Below are 21,009 nucleotides of genomic sequence, written 5' to 3'. Positions count from 1 at the left end.
CGGCCGATCAGAAGTCCCAGTCCTCGTCCTCGGTGTTGACGGCCTTGCCGATGACATAGGAACTGCCCGAACCGGAGAAGAAGTCGTGGTTCTCGTCGGCGTTGGGCGACAGCGCCGACAGGATCGCGGGGTTCACGTCGATGTCGTCGCGCGGGAACATCGCCTCGTAGCCCAGGTTCATCAACGCCTTGTTCGCGTTGTAGCGCAGGAACTTTTTGACGTCCTCGGTCAGTCCGACCTCGTCGTAGAGCGCCTCGGTGTAGTCGGACTCGTTGTCGTACAGGTCGAACAGCAACTCGAAGGTGTAGTCCTTGAGTTCCTGGCGACGCTCCGGGGTCTGCGTCTCCAACCCGCGCTGATACTTGTAGCCGATGTAGTAGCCGTGCACGGCCTCGTCGCGGATGATCAGCCGGATCAGATCGGCGGTGTTGGTGAGCTTGGCCCGACTCGACCAGTACATCGGGAGGTAGAAGCCGGAGTAGAAGAGGAACGACTCGAGCAGCGTCGAGGCGACCTTACGCTTGAGCGGATCGTCGCCACGGTAGTAGTCCATGACGATCTGCGCTTTGCGCTGCAGTTGCTCGTTCTCCTCTGACCACCGGAACGCCTCGTCTATCTCCTTGGTGGAACACAGCGTCGAGAAGATCGAGCTGTAACTCTTGGCATGTACCGACTCCATGAACGCGATGTTGGTCAGCACCGCCTCCTCATGCGGCGTGGTCGCATCCGGGATCAGCGACACGGCACCGACGGTGCCCTGGATGGTGTCGAGCAGCGTGAGGCCCGTGAAGACACGCATCGTGAGCTGTTTCTCGTACTCGGTCAACGTGTTCCACGATGGGATGTCGTTGGAGACAGGAACCTTCTCGGGCAACCAGAAATTGCCTGTCAGGCGGTCCCACACCTCCGCGTCCTTCTCGTCGGGCACTCGGTTCCAGTTGATGGCCGAGACCCGGCTCACCAGCTTGATGGGTGCGCCGTCTGCGGGACTGTGCGTGCCTGCGGTCATGGTGGTCGCCTCCTGGGGCGGTGTTGACGGTTGGGAGGTGTGCGGGGTGTGGTGGTTTACAGCATGCAGCTGACGCAGCCCTCTACCTCGGTACCCTCCAGTGCGATCTGACGCAGGCGGATGTAGTAGAGCGTCTTGATTCCCTTGCGCCAGGCGTAGATCTGCGCCTTGTTGACGTCGCGCGTGGTCGCGGTGTCCTTGAAGAACAGCGTGAGACTCAACCCCTGGTCGACGTGCTGGGTCGCGGCGGCGTAGGTGTCGATGATCTTCTCGTAGCCGATCTCGTACGCATCCTGGTAATAGTCCAGGTTGTCGTTGGTCATGTACGGCGCCGGGTAGTAGACGCGGCCGATCTTGCCTTCCTTGCGGATCTCGATCTTCGCCGCGACCGGGTGGATCGAGCTCGTCGAATGATTGATGTAGCTGATCGATCCGGTCGGAGGAACCGCCTGCAGATTCTGGTTGTAGAGGCCGTCGCGCTGCACGGCAGCCTTCAGCTCACGCCAGTCGTCCTGCGTGGGGATGTCGATCTCGGCGTCGGCGAACAGTTCTCGTACCCGCTCGGTCGCGGGCTCCCACACCTGATCGGTGTACTTGTCGAAGAACTCGCCGCTGGCGTACTTCGACTTCTCGAATCCCGCGAACGACCGTCCGCGCTCACGTGCGATGGCATTCGACGCCCGCAACGCGTGGAAGAGCACGGTGTAGAAGTACATGTTGGTGAAATCGATGCCTTCGTCGCTGCCGTAGAAAATCCTTTCCCGCGCCAGATACCCGTGCAGGTTCATCTGGCCGAGACCGATCGCGTGAGAGTCGTTGTTGCCCTTCTCGATCGACGGCACCGACGAGATCGCGGTCTGGTCGCTCACTGCGGTGAGTCCACGGATCGCCGTGTCGATGGTTTGTCCGATATCGGGCGAGTCCATCGTCTTGGCGATGTTGAGTGAACCCAGGTTGCACGAGATGTCTTTGCCCACATGGGAATACGAGAGGTCGTCGTTGTAAGTCGACGGCGTCGAGACCTGCAGGATCTCCGAGCACAGGTTGGAGTGGGTGATCTTTCCGTCGATCGGGTTCGCCCGGTTCACCGTGTCCTCGAACATGATGTAGGGGTAACCCGACTCGAACTGCAGCTCGGCGAGAGTCTGGAAGAACTCACGCGCTTTGATCTTGGTCTTGCGAATCCGCCGGTCCTCGACCATCTCGTGGTACTTGTCCGTCACGTTGATGTCGGCGAACGGCACCCCGTAGACACGCTCGACGTCGTACGGGCTGAACAGGTACATGTCGTCGTTGTTCTTGGCGAGCTGGAAGGTGATGTCGGGGATGACCACACCGAGGCTCAGCGTCTTGATGCGGATCTTCTCATCGGCGTTCTCGCGCTTGGTGTCGAGGAAGCGGTAGATGTCGGGGTGGTGTGCGTGCAGGTACACCGCGCCGGCACCCTGCCGTGCGCCGAGCTGATTGGCATACGAGAACGAATCCTCGAGCAGCTTCATGATCGGAATGACACCCGAGCTCTGGTTCTCGATCTTCTTGATCGGCGCGCCGTGCTCACGGATATTGCTGAGCAGCAGCGCGACACCACCACCCCGCTTGGACAGTTGCAGCGCCGAATTGATCGCTCGCCCAATGGATTCCATGTTGTCTTCGATGCGAAGCAGGAAGCAACTCACCGGCTCACCGCGCTGCTTCTTTCCCGAGTTGAGGAACGTGGGTGTCGCAGGCTGGAATCGGCCCTCGATGATCTCGTCGACCAGCGCACGTGCCAGCGACGTATCGCCGTCGGCGAGCGTCAGCGCGACCATGCACACACGATCCTCGAAACGCTCGAGGTAGCGCTTTCCGTCAAAGGTCTTCAGCGTGTAGCTGGTGTAGTACTTGAACGCTCCGAGGAACGTCGGGAAACGGAACTTCTTGCCGTAGGCGTGACCGAAGAGCAGCTTCACGAACTCACGGTCGTACTTGGCGAGAACCTCCGGCTCGTAGTAGTTCTCCTCGAGGAGATAGTCGAGCTTCTCGTCGAGATCGTGGAAGAACACCGTGTTCTGGTTGACGTGCTGCAGGAAGTACTGATGTGCCGCCTCGCGATCCTTCTCGAACTGGATCTTCCCGTCGACGTCGTACAGGTTCAACATCGCGTTGAGCGCGTGATAGTCGAGCTCACCCGGATCGTGATCGGCCGGGCCGGCGTGCACGCCTGACACACTCGCCGACGTGGTGGTGTCCGGGACTGTGGATTCCGAGACGGATGCGGTAGGCGACACGAAGAGACTCCTCGGAGTGTGGGATGCGTGTGGAGGTGATGGAAAGGTTGCCGGATGGTCGAGACGATAGCGGGCGGTACCGACACTCAGGCTCGGACGTTGGCTGCCGTCTCGGGATCGACGAAGGCGTCGCTGCGCGAGAAGTCGGCCAGACCGCTGCGGACGCGGTCGACGTCGTCAGAAGTGCCCATGAGCTCGAATCGGTAGAGATACGGAACCGAGCACTTACGCGAGATGATGTCGCCGGCGAGACAGTACTCCTCGCCGAAGTTCGTATTCCCCGCGGCAATGACGCCACGGATCAGCGAACGATTGTGTGTGTTGTTCAGGAACTTGATGACCTGCTTCGGCACGAAACCGTTGCCTCCCGTCGACGACGGTTTGCCGCCGCCGTAGGTAGGACAGATCAGGACGTAGGGTTCGTCGACCTCGAATACCGCACCTCCGGACCGCTCGCCGTCGAGAACCGGGATACGCGCCGCGCGCATTCCCAGCTTCTCGACGAACCGATGAGTGTTCTCCGACACCGATGAGAAATAGACGATCAGCGGTGACTCGAGAGACGCAGACGTTCGAGACGGCTGTGACGTGAGAGATGGTGATTCAAGAGACGATGATTCAAAAGACGATGTTGTGAGAGACATTCGATCCGGCTTCCCCTTCGGATCGTGATGCGAAGGCTTCAGGCTGCGCGTGTTGCCAACGCTTTGATGCGGTCGAGACGGAAGCCCGACCAGTGCTCGTCGTCGGCGACGACGACGGGCGCCTGCAGGTACCCGAGAGCCATGACGTAGTCACGAGCGTCTGCATCCTGGGTGATGTCGACGACCTCGTACTCGATGCCCTGCTTGTCGAGAGCCTTGTAGGTGGCATTGCACTGCACGCAGGCCGGCTTGGTGTAGACGGTGATGGCCATCAGATTGCTCCTCGGTCGTGGTGACGTCGTACTGCCTCAGGTGGTACTGCCTCAGGTGATTCTCCAGAGTGAAGATAGTGATCTGGGTCACCGACCTCACCGCCATCTCGGAGGGTTACAAGCGATCCTCGTCGTCGGCCTTGCTGGTGTTCCAAACACTACACCTTGTGTCTGACATTTGGTTGCACCACTAGAACTTGTAATGACACCGATGAAAGTCGCAGGTCGCGGGCCTACGCGATCGTGAACTCCGGCGTGTCGCCTTGCGAAACGCGACGGCCACCCGGCTCGGAACTCACACTTTTGTGATTCTTCCGACACAGGCGGCCGCAACAGACCCTCACCGATCACTACCTCATACCGATACCGCGACCTCGGATCCCAGTACGCGCACGGCGTCGACGGCACCGTCGATGACCTCGGCGGGAAGTCGGCCCGAGTCGTCGAGCTGGCTTCCGGACACTCCGAACTCCACCTCCTCTACGACCTGCCCACCCGCGATCTTCACCGACTTGCGGATGTCCTCACGCGACCACGTCCCTCCGAAACGGCCAAGCGCGACCCCGATGACACCGACCGGCTTGCCGGTCAGCGCGCCGGTTCCGTACGGGCGGGACAACCAGTCGATGGCGTTCTTCAACACCGCAGGGGCCGAGCCGTTGTACTCGGGCGTGACGATCAACACGGCATCAGCCGCGGCGACCCGATCCCGGAGCGCGACGACCTCGGGATCGAGTACGCCGTCGGTCGAACCCGGCGCGTAGTCGACGTCTTCGTTGTAGAACGGCACACGACCGATGTTCTCGACCACCGAGAATTCGATACCGGCGGGGGCATTGTGAACCACGGATTCGGCGAGCTGCTTGTTGATCGATGCCGACCTCAGGCTGCCAACCAACACGGCGACGGTGACGTTGGCGTTCTGTGCTGTGATGTCGTGATCTGGCACGAGACTTCTCCTTTTCATGGCGCTATACTTGCTGGGTAAAACCGGACCGCGGTCCGATTTGTTCCACCGAGATTCGCTCCGCAGCGCGGATGCGTCAACCGTTAGGCTCATCACATGCGTAAAGAGGTCGAGGGAGGACCACGGTCACTGCAGTTGACCCAACCCGACAGCGTCGAACGCGCTGACGCGGCGCGTAATCGGCGATTGCTGCTGGCCGCAGCGAAAAACCTGATCGACAATCACGGCGCCGCCGCGGTCACCATGGATGCGGTCGCGCGCGAGGCAGGCGTCGGTAAGGGCACCGTGTTCCGACGGTTCGGTAGCCGAACCGGGTTGATGTTCGCCCTCCTCGACCACTCCGAATCGGAGCTACAGCAGTCCTATCTTTCGGGCCCCGCGCCACTCGGACCGGGCGCCGACCCCCTCGAACGACTCCTCGCCTACGGCACCGCGCGGTTGAAGATGAACGCAGCTCACCTCGACATCCTGCTCGAGGCAGACCTACCCGGCACCGAGTTCTGGAGTCATCCCGTGACCCGGGCGTCGAGCCTTCATGTCCAGATCCTGCTGCGGCAGTTGGGTTTCCCGGATCCGGTCGAGGTGACGGCAATCGCCCTGCTGACCCCGCTCGGCGCCACGGCAGTCAAGCACCTCACTGAGGTCGTCGGTCTCGACCTCGAAACGATCATCACGCAGTGGCACACCATGGTGACCTCGATGGTCGACGGCTTGCCACGCAACTGACGATCGCACGCCTGGCACACAATCGACCTCGCCGCGCGCGACGCCACGATCGGCCCTAGCCTGTTCATGGTGGAAGGGAAGACAACGTGAAGGCAGTCATCATCGGTGCGGGCATGGGCGGCATGAGCGCGGCTATCGCCCTGAAACAACTCGGATTCGACGTCGCGGTCTATGAGCAGGTGACCGAGAACAAGCCGGTCGGCGCCGCGATCTCGGTGTGGTCCAACGGCGTCAAATGCCTCAATCACCTCGGACTCGAGGAAGAGACCGCGGCGCTCGGAGGCATCGTCGACACCATGAGCTACGTTGACGGCCACACGGGCGAGACCATGTGCCGGTTCAGCATGCAGCCGCTGATCGACGAGGTCGGCCAACGCCCCTACCCCATCGCGCGGGCCGAGTTGCAGCTCATGCTCATGAACGCCTACGGATTCGACGACATCAACTTCGGTATGAAGATGGTCTCCGTCGAGGACGGACCCGACGCTGCCACAGTGCAATTCGCCGACGGCACCAGCGTCAGCGGCGACATCGTGATCGGCGCCGACGGCGCGAAATCACTGACCCGCGAATACGTTCTGGGCGGCCCGGTCACCCGACGCTACGCGGGCTACGTCAACTTCAACGGCCTCGTCGCCACCGATCCGGCCATCGGCCCGTCGACCGAGTGGACGACGTATGTCGGTGACGGCAAACGGGTTTCGGTCATGCCGGTGGCGGGCGACCGCTTCTACTTCTTCTTCGACGTCCCGATGCCCGAGGGACAGCCCTTCGAGCGGGGAACCGCCCGCGAGGTACTCACCAAGGAGTTCGATGGCTGGGCGCCCGGGGTGCAGACGCTCATCGAGAAGCTCGATCCCGCAACGACGAACCGCGTCGAGATCCTCGACCTCGATCCGTTCGACACCTGGGTCAAGGGCCGCGTGGCGGTACTCGGCGACGCCGCGCACAACACCACTCCCGACATCGGGCAGGGCGGCTGTTCGGCGATGGAAGACGCTGTGGCACTGCAGTTCGCCTTCCGCGATCACCCCGACGACGTGTACGCCGCGCTCGCCGACTACCAGGCCGCGCGCGCCGAGCGCGCGGGGGACCTCGTCCTCCGTGCACGCAAGCGCTGCGACGTGACACATGCGAAAGACCCCGAGAAGACGGCGCAGTGGTACTCCGAACTCCGAGAAGAGGACGGCACCAACATCATTCGGGGCATCGTCGGCAACATCGTCGGCGGTCCGGTCACCTGAGCAGCCGGCGGTAGCGGGTAACCGCTGCGCACCCTTAACCGCCGGTCTGCTGCGCGCTCTCCGGCGGGTTGACAGCGATACCTGCCGGATCGGCGCCCAAGCCGTCGTGCGCAACGAGCGCGTTCTCGCGCGAGAGCGTGGGCCCCGCGACGAGCAGCGAGATCACATCCCACGGAGCGGGGGTCGGCGATGCGCCGAGTCGCAGGACCGACCCAGTCTTCGCGTCCGGCACGCCGTACCGCACACCGGTATCGGCGACGTAGAACCTCGATTCCGCACGTGCACTATCTGATTCGTTTCCGGTCACCTGGACATAGGCGCCCGAGCCTGGTCGCACGTACACCTGGTCGACGCCGGGGCCCGATCCGTCGGCACTCGCGACACGGACCGGTCTCGCACCGCCGGGCAGCGGCAGGGTATCGCCGACGAGCAGCGTTGTCCGAGCCGCATCGGCGCCGCGCGCCCACGCCCGGCACACCGTACCCTCGCCGGCTGTGACGAGATGCGGTGTCGTCGTGGGGAAGTCGGCAATGGGCAGATCGTCACGCATCGGACTAGCGGCGACAACGCCTGGCGCGACGGTCGCCACCGGCGCGGCGTCGTCACGCTCCGCGAGACGCAGAATCTCGGCCGTGGCCGCGCTGATGGGCTGAACACCGCTGCGCAGCAGCACGTAATAGCCTGCGACGCCATTGGCCGCAGTCGTCTTGATGACCGAACCGACACGTGCGCCGGCCGGTGAACCGCCCGCCAGTGAACTCACGCCACCCTCACCCGCGATGTCCGGCAACGTCAACGGGTCGACCTCGGGAAAAGTGTTGAGCAACCCGCGACTGATCGGCCGCGGCGTCCGACCCTCCAGTCCCAGCGCCCGCAGGACCGGAACGCTGGTCGTATCCACCTGCGCGCGAACAGGTGTCGGGTGTCCGTCGCGGTCGAGCTGGTAGATCAGGAACACCCCGGCACCATCGGTCACGTACAGGGCATCGTCGGCGTTCGCGGCACGGATGTCTGCCCCGAGTTCCGGTTCGCCTGCGACGACCGTCAGCGCTCCGGTGCGCGCGCCGACCGAACCCGCACCGACCCCCGACGCACCATCGGCCGCACTCGCATCGGAACTATCGCACACCGTCCACGCGGAAGCACTCGAGACCGGCAGCGCCGACGGCGCACCGGGGATACCGAGGAGAGGGCCGCGCGGGTATCGGGCAAGCTTCTTCTCCGACGCCGACGCAGGCTTCTCGTCGCTACCCGTGATGAGTCGTGCCGACGCCAGGTTGAGCACGGGGTGCATGGTGCCGTCGATGACGACGTAGGTGCCACCGGTCTTCGCCGCGACGATGGTCGACTTGCCCACGGAGCCTTGCGGACTGACAAGGCCCCACACCGCGAAACCTGCGAGCACGAGTACGCCGAGCACCGCCCCGACCGCCAAGGCACGTCCCTGTGAGCGCATCGGGTCATGCAACATCCGCACGTCTCGACGAATCAGCGCGTGATCGAGGCGCCGCAGCAGAAATCTGTAGCCGTTGACCTGCGCTCGGGTCGTCAGTTGACGCGCCATACTCCCCCTCCCCCAACATCGTTCCCCACGCGCTTTCGTGGCACCGCCTGTGTCAGGGCACTTCTCGCGTGACACCTGGCCTGCGCAACATCACGACGGCTGACCGGCGCGGTAGTAGCCTACCCGAACCAGACACGCACAAAACCGGCAATCCGGCATCACGTCTTCGGCTGTGGACAACATCCGATTCGACGCGCGCGGGCTCGGAAAACGCTCTACTACTGGGTGATACGTGTGCGGGGCGGCCGGCACACGGGCTGGTACAGGTTCGGGGAGAGGGAGCAACCACATGGCGTTCGACACGGGGCCGTCCACGCGCTCACGGCTACCAGGATTCGCGACGCTGGTCGGGATCGAGGCGCTGTTGGCCGCCGGGTTCATCGGCTGGTGGGCTGCGGGCGGCCGAGCGGGGGTCGTCGCACTCGGCGCGGCGGCGCTCATGGCGGTGACACTCGTACCGATCGCCGGTCGACATTCTCTGGCGGACAACATGATCCGTCGACTCGGCTTCTACTGGTCCCGGGCACGGCGTCGTCTCGCCGAGCTCGCACCCGCACCATTCGACGTACCCACATCAGGTCGCAGGCCGCGCGCCTCCTCTCTGAATGTGCGCGCAGAGGATGGCCCCATCGGTGTCCGCTGGGCAGGCGGCACGATGATCACCGTCCTGAGGATCTCCCCCGCACGCTGCACCCCGACGTTCCTCTCCCCATTCGGATGCGAGACGACCGAACCGGGACTACCGCTGGCAACCCTCGCCGGGTGCATCGACCCCTTCGACATTCCGCTCTCGTCGATCGACGTGATCAGCCACGGCGTACGGGTCGGCGGCGTCGGACAGGCGGCCGCGATCTACGAACGCACCCTCGGCCCACTTCCCGCGACGACGCACCGCAGCACCTTCGTCGTCCTACGACTCGATCCGACGCAATGCCCGAACGCGGTTGCCCGCCGCGGCGGAGGCGCGACCGGGGCCCTGCGCACCGCGACCATCACCACGCGACGGGTTGCGCGCCGACTCCGCGAATGCGGGCTCGTCGCCACTCCGCTCAACGCCACCGAGATGCGTGCGCTCACAGAGCAATTGACTCATGGCTCGGATCCGGACTCGATGACCGAAGAGTGGTCGCAGGTCACAGCGGGACGAGTCCGTTTCCGCACCGCGGCGATCGATCCCCGCGACCTACCGCGACTGTTCGGCACCGCCTGCCCCGGGGCGCTCGCGACAACGCTCACCCTCACCCTGTCCCACGGACGGGACGGCAAGCTCCGGGTGCGCGCGCTGATGCGCGTCGACGACGCCCCGGACGCCGGACGCGTCGTCGACACCTGGCCAACGGGTACCACACCGCTCGATGGTCGGCAGTTCGACGCCCTCGCGGCGTCACTCCCCTATGCCGCCACGCATCGAGTGCACCGCGGACTGCACGCGACGTCGGGCGCACAGGCCAACACATTGCTCGACACTCTCCGGATACAGGTCAGCGGCTGCGGTCAGTTGATCGGCGCCGATCACACCGGTCGTGCGGTCACCTCGCGACTGTTCGGCCCCGGCATATCAGAGGTCGCCCTGATCGGTGATGCGCGCCTTGCCGTACAGATCGTGCTGCGGATCATCGCGACCGGCGGCGCAGTCACGGTGCACACCTCGCGTCCGGGTGGGTGGCAACACCTCGTGTCGCGCGTCGGCGATCATCACGTACTGAAGTTCGCCGATCCCCACGGCGACCTCGACGGCGGCCGGCGGATTCACCTCTTCGACGGTGTCGCACCGCGCCCCGTCTCAGCACGTGCGACACGAATCGTCGTCACCAACAATCAGGCGACAGACGACGAATCCTCCACCACTGCAATGGAAGTGACTGCTGTCGAAGTGAGACAAGATCCCACACGGCCGCACGACGTGACGCTGCGAACGGCTGATGCCCGCATCCGGGTCACGATGGTCGCGACTCCGGAGGAGTCGCGGTTCAGCGACCAGTCGGCAGGGCAGCCGATGCCCTACCCCGGGCGTCCCGACCGATCTGGACTACTCGTCTGACGACAGCTCGTGTGTGAGACAGATCTATTTCTCTGACGCGCTATTTATCTGACGCCGACTCTGCGGGATCGTTGACCGGAACTCGTGCGCGAAAGAACAGTGCCCGACTCGACGACGCACGCACGACGACATCCGGGTCACCATCGGGAATCCACGCCGCGTAACCAGACGAGACCGACAGCGGCGTATCGCCCGGTAGCCGCGCCTCGATGGTTCCACCGAGCGCGGCAAGGATCTGCGGACCGGGCATGTCGAAGCAGATCGACGACGGCTGGTGCAGACCCGTGCCCTCCAACTCGACACGCGAGAGCCGGAATTCGGGCGCAGGCGTCAGGTAGATCCGTTCGGTGCCGACCGTGCGGATGCGCGGCTTGAGACTGTCGGCATCGACCGGGGTGAAGTCGAGAACACGCAACAGCTCGGGCACGTCGATGTGCTTGGGGGTCAGGCCACCGCGGAGCACATTGTCGGAGTTGGCCATGATCTCGACTCCGGTGCCGCTCAGGTAGGCGTGGAGTACCCCGGCAGGCAGGTACAGCCCTTCGGTTGGCGACAGGTGAATCCTGTTGAGCAACAACGACGCGAGTACCCCCGGGTCGTTGGGGTAGATCTCGCCGAGCTCGAGCGCCGTGCGCAGCTCCGGGCCGAACCGCGATCCCGCGTTCAGCGCGTCGACCGCTCCGGTGAGGACGGCGGGAACGAGGGTGCGCAACCGCGATTCCGGCAAGGTGAGCCACGTGGTGAACACCGCGCGCAGCCCTTCGGCATCCGGTTGGCCCGCCAGCATCCCGAGATAGGGGTCGAGTTCTGAGACCTGCAGTTCGCGTAGCAAGTCGATCGTCTGCGCGGGGTCACGAAAACCCGCCAACGCGTCGAACTCGGAGATCGCGACAATCAGCTCCGGCTTGTGCGAGGCATCCTTGTAGTTGCGCGTCGGCGCATCGATGGGAATCCCTGCGGCCTCTTCGCGCGCGAACCCTTCACGGGCCTGCTCCGCACTGGGATGAGCCTGCAGCGACAACGGTTCGTCAGCGGCAAGTACCTTGAGCAAGAAGGGAAGTCGATCGCCGAACCGATCGGTTGTCGCAGCTCCGAGTGCCTGCTGCGGATCGGCGTCGATCACGTCGAGCAGCGTGCCTTCCGGCTCGCCGTCGCTGCCGAGGACCGTCGCAGGCCCCTCGGTGTGTGCGCCGAACCAGAGTTCGGCCTCCGGGTGCGGCGAGGGAACCGGCTTCTGCCGCAGCGACGCGATAGCCGTTCGTGACCCCCAGGCGTACGGGCGGACCACTCCGTCCAGCAGTTTCATCAGTCTCCGATTCCGGTCAGGCGCAGATACACCGCGGCGATGTCGACGCGTAACGCGAGAAGCACATAGCCGACGAGGTCGGCGGGCCCGTCTGCGAGGTCCTCCGGCCCGACGGGCCCAGCCGGGTGCGCCGCGGGATCGGCGTCGTCGACCTCGCCGAACACCGCTTCCGCATCCGGAATACCGACGACCCTGCGATCGGCAAACCACTGCCTCGACGCCGTCGTGACCGCGAGCACGCGCGGAGGTTCGGCTGCCAATGGACCGTCGATCTGGGGGTCGTGGAAGATCGAGTCGACGGCGGACGCGCCCGAAGCACTCCACGACTGCAGCGAAATACTCGCGACGGCATCGATATCGGCTGTGGCGCAGACCTTTCCAGACAACGCGAGAAGTGAGTTGGCGTTCCGTGCGGCGACCACCGACGCAGCCGGACTGTCGCCCGTCCACACGACTCGACGATCTGACAGTCGAGCTGCCAGCAGTTTGGCGCGGTTGTGAAACGTCTCGCGGGCGGGATGATCTGTCGCGGCCTCGTCGTCGAGTGCGTCGGCAATGTCGCCCACGAGCGGCACCGGACCGGTGAACCGCACATCGGAGAGCGATGCAAATACCGCCAACAGCGCCGCGACGTACGCCGCGAATCGGAAACGTGGATCGACGCGAAGACGAGGCGAGAGGTCAATTCCACTGCCGCCCAGAGCATCTCGCAGCGGCCCCTCGATGGGCGCTGCGACGACGACCTCTGCGCGTCGACGCCGCGCCCGTGCCGCGGCATCCGCGAGTGCCATGTCGGCCGCGTCGTCGCCCGCGACGACAACCACATCGAGTGGACCCACCCAGCCCGGCAGGGCGGGCGCGGAGACGATCGGCACATCGACGCGGGTGGCGACGCAGGCCACGACGAGCGCTACGGCGTCGCGGGCGACGCTCGACACGCCGTGCACGATGACAACACTTCGGGGCCGCAGCGCCGCCAACGGTTCGAGGACGCCCTCACGCATGGCCTCGGCAACGGCACGCACCTGCGCACCCGTCAACGCCGCCGCCTGCAGCAGACCCTCGGAGTCGCCTGCAATCAGATCGTCGACATCATCGAGGTCGGCGGTATCTGTACGCATAGGGTCAGCCTAGCGACGCATGGCGTCGCTGCCCACACACAGCCATATTCTGATCCACCAGATCTCGCGGGCGTGTCAGTCGACCGGGTCGGGCAACACACGAAGATGCCCACGCCTGCCGGGGCGCGGCTTCACCGCGCCGCTTCGGCGAGCAGCGTCGGCCCCAGAACGCACATCGGGACCCGAACGCACATCGGTCGTCGACGTACCCGCACGATGACGGCCCGCGTGAACGTCGTCGAACGCCTCCTGGTCGAAACCGGGCGCGCGTCCCACAGCACCTGCGATTCCGCGTGCACCGACCTCACGCCCACCGATCTCACGCACGGCCTCGGCGAGGGCGGTCAGTTCGTAGTCTTCGGCGACCGGCGCCGAGAATCCCCGCTCACTGCGCAGCATCTCCCACCCGCGCGGCACCGTGATGCGGCGCGCGTGCTCGTCACACAGATCCCATGAGTGCGGCTCATCCGACGTGGCGAGAGGACCGATGACCGCCGTCGACTCGGCGTACACAAAGGTCAGGGTCGCCACCGCCGACCGGGAGCAAGCCGGGCGGCAGCATTGTCGGGGAAGCTTCACAGCAGAAAGGTTAGTCCCACGCCCCGGCGAACGGTGAGGCGACACGCGGCGCGGGGTCGGACACGCGGCCCGGGCCCGACACGCGGCACCCATCTCCGACGCGACAGCGGACGGTGGAGACTTACAATCTCGGCATGCGTATCGAACGGCGGCGCGCCACGCGCGATCGAAGCCAGGCTTCGCCGGTGCGCTCCTCGGAGAACCGGGTGTCCGATATGCGGCTCTCGGCCGTCCGCGCGGCGCGTCGAGCACGTCGCGACCGACGAGGCCGGGGTCTGCGCTCACCGCTGCTGCCGCAGCGAGTGCCGGCGTGGCGCAGCAAGTCGGACGAATTCGACACGGTCGTCCTCGAGGCGTTCGCGGAGATAGATGCACGTTGGCACGATCAACTCTCGGGACTCGACATCGCTGTCGACGAGATTCCGCGTCTTCTCCCGCGTGACCCGGAAACCGTGCAGTGGCCCGACGAGGTGACAGCCGACGGCGCCGTTCCGCTTGCGCGGTTGATGCCCGCAGGGGTCGATGTACACGGAGCGCCGACCAGGGCGCAGATCATCCTCTTCCGCCGGCCACTGGAGAGCAGGGCGAAGAAGGGCGAGGACCTACTCGACCTCGTTCACGAGGTCTTGGTACAGCAGGTCGCGACACACCTCGGACTCGACGAGGACATCATCGACCGGGGACCCGAGTAACCGTCAGATGATGCCGCGCTTGAGGCGTCGGCGCTCACGCTCGGAGAGTCCGCCCCAGATTCCGAAACGCTCGTCATTGTGCAAGGCGTACTCGAGGCACTCGGCCTTCACCTCGCAGCCCTGGCAGATGCGCTTCGCCTCGCGGGTGGAGCCACCCTTTTCCGGGAAGAAGGCCTCCGGATCGGTCTGCGCGCACAGCGCGCGATCTTGCCACTGGTCTTCGATCTCGTCGAACAGTGCCTCGAAGTCGTTGGGCACCAAGGAAAGATGGCGCCGCTGCGAGTTCTCGTCAGCGCCGGGTGACACCTCAGGTGTCCCGATCTCAGGTGTCCCGATGAATGAATCATCAACGGGCCCAAGGGTTGTGTAATTCGCATCCCCACTCAACGGGGACGCGATCTCTGAATGTCCGTGTGGTTCAAGGGGATTGCCGATCGCGTTGTCGAATGCCATCGTCGGCGCCTCCTGCCTGGGAAGTCGTTGTTCTCTGTCGTCACGGCGGCGCGGCATCGGTGCCACACCACCACTCATACCCGTACATTCTCGATCTTCACCAAGTGTCCGGCGCGACCTGGCACCACCACGGTGTCGGATCAACCTTTCTGTATTCGAACACGTGATCGAACTTCGTTGCGATGCACCGATTCTCGATCTCGAACCAGAAATGACACTGATGTGATTAGACACGCCAGAGACGTGTCCGGTCAAGTTGAATCGAAATATTCCTTAATACCATCGACTGACAAAAACTCCCCGTAAGACACGAGTTGTGTTGCGGGGACACATCAATGTCACATCGGACGCGAATGGCGGGCGCAGCGTCGTGGTCCATGATATCGATTCGATCCGGACTCACTAGAGTGGGTCGTTGTGAAGGTGACGGTACTCGTCGGCGGTGTCGGCGGCGCACGATTTTTGTCCGGAGTTCGCGAACTGCTCGGTCCGACGCCGTTTCCCGACGCCGCGGGCGACGCGGCGTCGAGCAGCGGAAACGAGATCACCGCGGTGGTCAACGTCGGTGACGACGCATGGATGCACGGCGTGCGCATCTGTCCCGATCTCGACACCTGTATGTACACGCTCGGCGGCGGAATCGACCCGGAGCGCAGTTGGGGCCGAGCCGACGAGTCGTGGCACGCCAAGGAGGAACTGGCCGCCTACGGAGCCGATCCCGACTGGTTCGGACTCGGCGACCGCGACCTGGCGACACATCTGATCCGTACGCAGATGCTCGACGCCGGATACCGGCTCTCCGATGTCACCGCCGCGCTGTGTCGTCGTTGGCAGCCCGGCGTGCGACTTCTTCCCGCCACCGACGAACGTCACGAGACACACGTCGTCGTCTCCAAACCCGATGGGCGCGAAGGCGAGCGCGTCGCGATCCACTTCCAGGAGTGGTGGGTTCGCCATCGTGCGCAGATCCCGACGTTCGGGTTCGCACAGGTCGGGTCCGACGACACCGCGCCAGCACCGGGGGTGGCCGAAGCGATCGCAGACGCCGACATCATCCTGCTCGCACCGAGCAATCCCGTCGTCAGCATCGGCGCGATCGTCAGCGTCCCCGGCATCCGGAGCGCGTTGCGCACCACGTCGGCACCCGTGGTCGGCATCTCCCCGGTCATCGACAATCGACCGCTGCGGGGAATGGCCGACGAGTGCCTGTCGGTCATCGGCGTCGAGTCGTCCGCAGAGGCGATCGCCGCACACTACGGGGCACGCAGTGGCAACGGAATCCTCGACGGATGGCTCATCGCCGAGGGCGACACCGCACACGTCGACGGCATCGCCATCGGAACGGCACCACTGCTGATGAGCGATCCACAGACGACAGCCGTGATGGTCCGTGACGCGTGCGCCCTCGTCGGCGTCGACATTCTACACCCCGCCCGCCCCGACGCCGCCGGAGACGCCCGATGACGGCCGACGCCGGCGCAGCATCGCGAGTCGGGATCCTCCGCGACCACCGCGCCCCCGCGGCTCTGGAGATCATCCCCGTCACCGGTCTGCCCGAGTTCGACGCCACCACCGACCTCGCCGCGGAGATCACACGCCGCGCCCCGTGGTTGCGCAACGACGACGTCGTCGTCGTCACCAGCAAGGTCTTCTCCAAGACCGAGGGCCGGATGATTCCGGCACCCACCGACCCCGACGAGCGTGATGCCCTGCGGCGCAAGCTCATCGAAGCCGAGTCGGTGCGCGTCCTCGCGCGCAAGAACCGCACGCTCATCACAGAGAACAAACTCGGCCTCGTGCAGGCGGCCGCGGGCGTCGACGGTTCCAACGTGCCCACCGACCAGATCGCGCTACTCCCCGACGACCCCGACGGCAGCGCGCGGCTGTTGCGTGAGGCCATCGCCGAGCGCACGGGTCACCACGTCGCGGTCATCGTCACCGACACGATGGGCCGCGCGTGGCGTACCGGTCAGACCGACGTCGCCATCGGCGCGTCGGGAATCGCCGTGAGCCACCCCTACGAGGGCGGCGAGGATTCGTACGGCAACCCGTTGATCGTCACCGACATCGCCGTTGCCGACGAGATCGCCTCTGCCGCAGACCTGGTGAAGGGAAAGCTCGACGGCGTACCGGTCGCGGTGGTGCGGGGGCTTCGCGTGCACGACGACGGCTCGTCGGCGGCACAGCTCGTCCGACCGGCCGACGAGGACCTGTTCCGCCTCGGGACCGCCGAGGCGATCGACCAGGGCAGGATTGAGGCGATCCGTACCCGGCGATCGATCCGGTCCTTCTCAGAAGAACCTGTTGCGCCCGAAGATCTCCGAGCCGCTTTCGCCGACGCGTTGACCGCGCCTGCGCCCCACCACACGCATCCGTTCCGCTTCGTCTGGGTACGTTCACGCGAGCGTCGTGTCCGCCTCCTCGATGCGATGGGTGACGCGTGGCGGGCCGACCTCTCGTCGGACGACAAGTCACCGGAGTCGATCGCCAAGCGCGTGCGGCGCGGCCAGATACTCTACGACGCACCGGAACTGGTGATCCCGATGCTCACCGGCGACGGCGCGCACACCTACCCCGACTCACGTCGCAACGCCGCGGAGCACACGATGTTCACCGTCGCCGCGGGCGGCGCGGTCGCGAGCCTGCTCGTCGCGCTGTCTGCCCGCGGACTCGGCAGTTGCTGGGTCGGGTCGACGATCTTCGCGCCGGAGGTCGTGCGTCGCGAGCTCGACGTCGACCCGTCATGGGAACCCTTGGGCGCCATAGCCATCGGGCACCCCGCCAAGCCACAGCAGCTACGCGCGCCGGCTCCGACCGACGAGTGGGTGATCGAGAGATGAGCACTGATTCCCTGCACTCATCGGCCGTCGAACTTCTTCGGTCATGGAATACCCAGGCGCCCGAACAGGATTCGCTGCGCCACGCCTATCTCGCATTTCTCGACGCGCAGCCGAATGCATGTCTACGCCGCAGCGTGCCCGGACATCTCACCGCGTCGACGATCGTGTTCGACGCCACGCACACCCACGTCCTGCTGACACTGCATCCGCGTGTGGGCAAATGGATTCAGCTCGGTGGGCACTGCGAGGAATCCGACGACTCGATCGCCGACGCCGCACTGCGCGAAGCGCGCGAGGAGTCGGGGATCGACGACCTCACGCTCGGCGCATTGGCGCAACTGCACACCCACCCCATCACCTGCTCGCTCGGCGTGCCGACCCGACACCTCGACGTCCGCTTCGCCGCGGTCGCGCCGCCGCAACCGGATGGCAAGCTGCCGCACTTCGACATCAGCTCGGAGTCGGACGACCTGCGCTGGTGGCCCGTGGACGCGCTGCCCCATGACGACGGCACCGAGATCGAATCCCTCGTCGCCGCCGCCCTGGCGCAGCTCGCGGCCCGACAGCAGGGTTGAGAGCACCCTGCCGCGAGCGTGAGCTCAGATGCGGATGCCCTTGCCGACGGTGACCACCTCGCCGTTGCTGACGGCGAAGCGGTCGCGGTCGGCAGCGAGGTCGACGCCGACCTGCCCGCCGTCGGAGACGACGACGTTCTTGTCGAGAATCGCATGCCGCACAACGGCGCCCTTGCCGATCCGCACGCCGGGCATCAACACACTGCCCTCGACGATCGCGCCGTCTTCGACATGCACGTTCGCAGAGATGACCGACTGCGACACCGTTCCACCCGAGATGATGCTGCCGCCGCCGACGACGGAATCCTGCGCAGAGCCACCCTGCACGAACTTGGCAGGCGGAACGTTCAACGACTCGGCACGTATCGGCCAGTTCTGGTTGTAGAGATTGAAGACCGGGTGCACCGACACGAGATCCATGTGGGCGTCGTAGAATGCGTCGAGCGTTCCGACGTCACGCCAGTAGCCCTTGTCGCGTTCGGTTGCCCCGGGAACCTCGTTGTCCTTGAAGTCGTAGACGTAGGCGGCCTTGCGGTCGACGAAGCTCGGGATGATGTCGCCACCCATGTCGTGATCGGAGTCGGCATCGGCCGCGTCCTTGATGATCGCCTCGACAAGAGCATCCGTCGTGAACACGTAGTTGCCCATCGACGCAAAGGTGACGTCCGGATCGTCAGGCGTCCCAGGCGGATCGCTCGGCTTCTCCAGGAAACGCGTGATCTTGCCCGAGTCATCGGAGTCGATGACACCGAAGGCCGACGCCTCGACGCGCGGCACCCGAATGCCTGCCACGGTCACCTCGGCACCGGACGCGATGTGCGCCTCGACCATCTGCGATGGATCCATCCGGTACACGTGATCGGCACCGAACACGACGATGTACTCCGGCTGCTCGTCGAAGATCAGGTTCAGCGACTGATAGATCGCGTCGGCACTGCCCGTGTACCACCTCGGACCGAGACGCTGCTGCGCCGGGACGGGCGTGATGTACTCGCCATGAAATCCTGATGTCCACCAGGTTTGCGAGATGTGACGGTCGAGCGAGTGCGACTTGTACTGTGTCAGCACACAGATTCGCTCGTACCCCGCGTTGACCAGATTCGAGAGCACGAAGTCGATCAGCCGGTACGCACCGCCGAACGGAACGGCGGGTTTGGCGCGGTCCTTGGTTAACGGGTACAGGCGTTTTCCCTCGCCACCGGCGAGGACGATTCCGAGAACGTGCGGCTGCGATCTCACACTCCCAACGTAACCGCCAACCATCAGTGGGGCCATACGAATCGCGGGTCCGTTCTCGAGCGATTCCATGCGTGAATGGCGAACTCCGACGCATGGCACTAGCGTCAGGACCCATGAGGGTGGCGATGATGACGCGGGAGTATCCACCCGAGGTCTACGGCGGTGCGGGAGTTCATGTCACCGAACTGGTCCGGCATCTTCGAAGTCTCGTCACCGTGGACGTGCACTGCATGGGCGTCCCCCGGGACGACGCCTTCGTCTACTCCCCCGACCCCGCACTGGCCGACGCCAATCCGGCGCTGTCGATGCTCTCGACGGATCTTCGGATGACGCAGGGAGCGGCAGGCGCCGACATCGCGCACTCGCACACCTGGTACACCGGTACCGCCGGGCATCTCGCCGCTCGCCTGTACGGCATTCCACACATCCTGACCGCCCACTCCCTCGAACCACTGCGGCCCTGGAAGGCCGAGCAACTCGGCGGCGGCTATCAGGTGTCGAGTTGGTCGGAACGCAACGCCGTCGAGTACGCCGATGCCGTCATCGCGGTGAGTTCGGGCATGCGCGCCGACGTGGTGAACGCCTACCCGCGGTTGGACCCTGAGCGAGTTCACGTCGTGCGCAACGGAATCGACACGACGCTGTGGTACCCGGTCGACGAGCCGTACAACCAGGAGTCGACGCTCGTGCGGCTGGGAGTCGACCCGAAGCGTCCCGTCGTCGCGTTCGTCGGACGCATCACGCGCCAGAAGGGCGTCGGACATCTCATCGCCGCCGCACATCATTTCGATCCGGCGATCCAGCTCGTCTTGTGTGCAGGCGCCCCCGACACCCCCGAGATCGCAGCGCAGACCGAGGCCGCCGTGGCCGAGCTCGCTGCCGCGCGCGACGGAGTGTATTGGGTGCGAGAGATGCTCCCGCTACCTCGAATCCGCGAGATCCTCACCGCGGCAGATGTTTTCGTGTGCCCCTCGGTGTACGAGCCACTCGGAATCGTCAACCTCGAGGCGATGGCGTGCCAAACGGCTGTAGTCGCGTCGGCCGTCGGCGGTATCCCGGAAGTGGTGCGCGACAACGTCACCGGACGACTCGTTCCCTACGATCCCACCGATGCGGTCGGCTTCGAACGCGGAATCGCCGAGGCAGTCAACGACGTCGTGGGCGATCCGACAGCGGCCACCGCGATGGGTATCGCAGGAAGCGAGCGCGCCGAATCCGAGTTCTCGTGGGACTCCATCGCCGAACAGACACTCGACGTCTACCGGTCGACGCTGGCCTGACACACCGTGACCGTCACGGCGACGGTGACCGGCGTCGTCGACGATCCCGGCGCGAATGCGTGTGCGGCACGCTCGATCTCGTCACGATCGCGATGGAAGGCCGTCGGCCCCATGGCCACGAGGTCGGCGATCGTCGACGCCGACACGTCACGGCGGTCACGGACCACCGTGTGCTCGACGATATCGAAAC

General features: G+C 65.0%; 19 protein-coding genes and 1 pseudogene. 8 read left to right on the top strand and 12 right to left on the bottom strand.

Annotated features, from left to right (window positions below; genetic code table 11):
• Window positions 1-7: 7 nt before the first annotated feature.
• The 5 genes from nrdF to GOSPT_RS10845 form a co-directional block, all read right to left on the bottom strand.
• Complete coding sequence (gene nrdF, locus GOSPT_RS10865) at window positions 8-1,009, bottom strand: class 1b ribonucleoside-diphosphate reductase subunit beta (protein ID WP_005206006.1); 1,002 nt, start codon at window positions 1,007-1,009, stop codon at window positions 8-10.
• Between the two features lie 56 nt (window positions 1,010-1,065).
• Window positions 1,066-3,276, bottom strand: coding sequence for a class 1b ribonucleoside-diphosphate reductase subunit alpha (gene nrdE, locus GOSPT_RS10860; protein WP_005206004.1), 2,211 nt, complete (start codon window positions 3,274-3,276; stop codon window positions 1,066-1,068).
• A gap of 86 nt (window positions 3,277-3,362) precedes the next feature.
• The gene (nrdI, locus tag GOSPT_RS10855) at window positions 3,363-3,920 is read right to left on the bottom strand and encodes a class Ib ribonucleoside-diphosphate reductase assembly flavoprotein NrdI (protein ID WP_231894588.1); all 558 of its coding nucleotides are present in this window, start codon (window positions 3,918-3,920) and stop codon (window positions 3,363-3,365) included.
• 38 nt (window positions 3,921-3,958) lie between these two features.
• Window positions 3,959-4,192, bottom strand: a complete 234-nt coding sequence (gene nrdH / locus GOSPT_RS10850) for a glutaredoxin-like protein NrdH (protein ID WP_005174646.1) — start codon at window positions 4,190-4,192, stop codon at window positions 3,959-3,961.
• A 355-nt stretch (window positions 4,193-4,547) separates the two neighbouring features.
• Window positions 4,548-5,141, bottom strand: coding sequence for an NADPH-dependent FMN reductase (locus GOSPT_RS10845; protein ID WP_005206001.1), 594 nt, complete (start codon window positions 5,139-5,141; stop codon window positions 4,548-4,550).
• Between the two features lie 114 nt (window positions 5,142-5,255).
• Here GOSPT_RS10845 and GOSPT_RS10840 point away from each other — a divergent pair, with 114 nt between their 5' ends.
• Both GOSPT_RS10840 and hpxO read left to right on the top strand, forming a co-directional pair.
• Window positions 5,256-5,885: a TetR/AcrR family transcriptional regulator gene (locus GOSPT_RS10840; RefSeq protein ID WP_005206000.1), complete on the top strand. Its 630-nt coding sequence runs from the start codon at window positions 5,256-5,258 to the stop codon at window positions 5,883-5,885.
• Window positions 5,886-5,971: 86 nt separating this feature from the next.
• Complete coding sequence (hpxO, locus tag GOSPT_RS10835; protein WP_005205997.1) at window positions 5,972-7,129, top strand: FAD-dependent urate hydroxylase HpxO; 1,158 nt, start codon at window positions 5,972-5,974, stop codon at window positions 7,127-7,129.
• 34 nt (window positions 7,130-7,163) lie between these two features.
• Here hpxO and eccB read toward each other — a convergent pair whose 3' ends face one another.
• A complete protein-coding gene (gene eccB, locus GOSPT_RS10830) occupies window positions 7,164-8,693 on the bottom strand; it encodes a type VII secretion protein EccB (RefSeq protein ID WP_005205996.1) in 1,530 nt (509 codons plus the stop codon).
• 289 nt (window positions 8,694-8,982) lie between these two features.
• Between eccB and eccE the strand changes: the two genes are divergently transcribed.
• A complete protein-coding gene (gene eccE / locus GOSPT_RS10825; protein ID WP_005205994.1) occupies window positions 8,983-10,734 on the top strand; it encodes a type VII secretion protein EccE in 1,752 nt (583 codons plus the stop codon).
• A gap of 40 nt (window positions 10,735-10,774) precedes the next feature.
• Here the strand turns inward: eccE and manA are convergent, their stop codons facing one another.
• The 3 genes from manA to GOSPT_RS10810 all read right to left on the bottom strand — a co-directional run bounded on the left by manA (window position 10,775) and on the right by GOSPT_RS10810 (window position 13,740).
• Entirely contained in the window at window positions 10,775-12,040 is a 1,266-nt protein-coding gene (gene manA / locus GOSPT_RS10820) for a mannose-6-phosphate isomerase, class I (RefSeq protein WP_005205991.1), read from the bottom strand.
• Entirely contained in the window at window positions 12,040-13,161 is a 1,122-nt protein-coding gene (locus GOSPT_RS10815) for a hypothetical protein (protein WP_005205989.1), read from the bottom strand. The genes manA and GOSPT_RS10815 overlap by 1 nt, the downstream gene beginning before the upstream one ends.
• A gap of 75 nt (window positions 13,162-13,236) precedes the next feature.
• Window positions 13,237-13,740, bottom strand: coding sequence for a DUF3499 domain-containing protein (locus tag GOSPT_RS10810; RefSeq protein ID WP_082933652.1), 504 nt, complete (start codon window positions 13,738-13,740; stop codon window positions 13,237-13,239).
• 215 nt (window positions 13,741-13,955) lie between these two features.
• Here GOSPT_RS10810 and GOSPT_RS10805 point away from each other — a divergent pair, with 215 nt between their 5' ends.
• Window positions 13,956-14,432 (top strand): metallopeptidase family protein, encoded by a 477-nt coding sequence (locus tag GOSPT_RS10805; protein WP_051993847.1) that lies wholly within the window; start codon window positions 13,956-13,958, stop codon window positions 14,430-14,432.
• A 3-nt stretch (window positions 14,433-14,435) separates the two neighbouring features.
• Here GOSPT_RS10805 and GOSPT_RS23875 read toward each other — a convergent pair whose 3' ends face one another.
• Window positions 14,436-14,693, bottom strand: coding sequence for a WhiB family transcriptional regulator (locus GOSPT_RS23875; RefSeq protein WP_168431294.1), 258 nt, complete (start codon window positions 14,691-14,693; stop codon window positions 14,436-14,438).
• A 609-nt stretch (window positions 14,694-15,302) separates the two neighbouring features.
• Between GOSPT_RS23875 and cofD the strand changes: the two genes are divergently transcribed.
• Genes cofD through GOSPT_RS10785 form a run of 3 tightly spaced genes read left to right on the top strand, consistent with a single transcriptional unit; the run spans window position 15,303 to window position 18,300 of the window.
• The gene (gene cofD, locus GOSPT_RS10795; RefSeq protein ID WP_005205981.1) at window positions 15,303-16,349 is read left to right on the top strand and encodes a 2-phospho-L-lactate transferase; all 1,047 of its coding nucleotides are present in this window, start codon (window positions 15,303-15,305) and stop codon (window positions 16,347-16,349) included.
• Entirely contained in the window at window positions 16,346-17,725 is a 1,380-nt protein-coding gene (locus tag GOSPT_RS10790; RefSeq protein ID WP_005205979.1) for a coenzyme F420-0:L-glutamate ligase, read from the top strand. Before cofD ends, GOSPT_RS10790 begins: the two co-directional genes overlap by 4 nt.
• Window positions 17,722-18,300 (top strand): NUDIX hydrolase, encoded by a 579-nt coding sequence (locus GOSPT_RS10785; RefSeq protein ID WP_005205977.1) that lies wholly within the window; start codon window positions 17,722-17,724, stop codon window positions 18,298-18,300. The genes GOSPT_RS10790 and GOSPT_RS10785 overlap by 4 nt, the downstream gene beginning before the upstream one ends.
• A gap of 24 nt (window positions 18,301-18,324) precedes the next feature.
• Here GOSPT_RS10785 and glgC read toward each other — a convergent pair whose 3' ends face one another.
• Complete coding sequence (glgC, locus tag GOSPT_RS10780) at window positions 18,325-19,539, bottom strand: glucose-1-phosphate adenylyltransferase (protein ID WP_039855631.1); 1,215 nt, start codon at window positions 19,537-19,539, stop codon at window positions 18,325-18,327.
• A gap of 113 nt (window positions 19,540-19,652) precedes the next feature.
• Between glgC and glgA the strand changes: the two genes are divergently transcribed.
• Window positions 19,653-20,819: a glycogen synthase gene (glgA, locus tag GOSPT_RS10775; RefSeq protein WP_197500830.1), complete on the top strand. Its 1,167-nt coding sequence runs from the start codon at window positions 19,653-19,655 to the stop codon at window positions 20,817-20,819.
• Here the strand turns inward: glgA and GOSPT_RS10770 are convergent.
• Window positions 20,798-21,009, bottom strand: a pseudogene (locus tag GOSPT_RS10770) (rRNA methyltransferase); the annotation flags it as partial. The gene glgA and the pseudogene GOSPT_RS10770 sit on opposite strands and share 22 nt — an antisense overlap.

It is taken from the genome of Gordonia sputi NBRC 100414, from assembly GCF_000248055.1.
Classification (GTDB): Bacteria; Actinomycetota; Actinomycetes; order Mycobacteriales; family Mycobacteriaceae; genus Gordonia; species Gordonia sputi.
The sequence above is the reverse complement of the archived record's forward strand: the minus strand, read 5'-3'. Positions and strand labels throughout refer to the sequence as shown.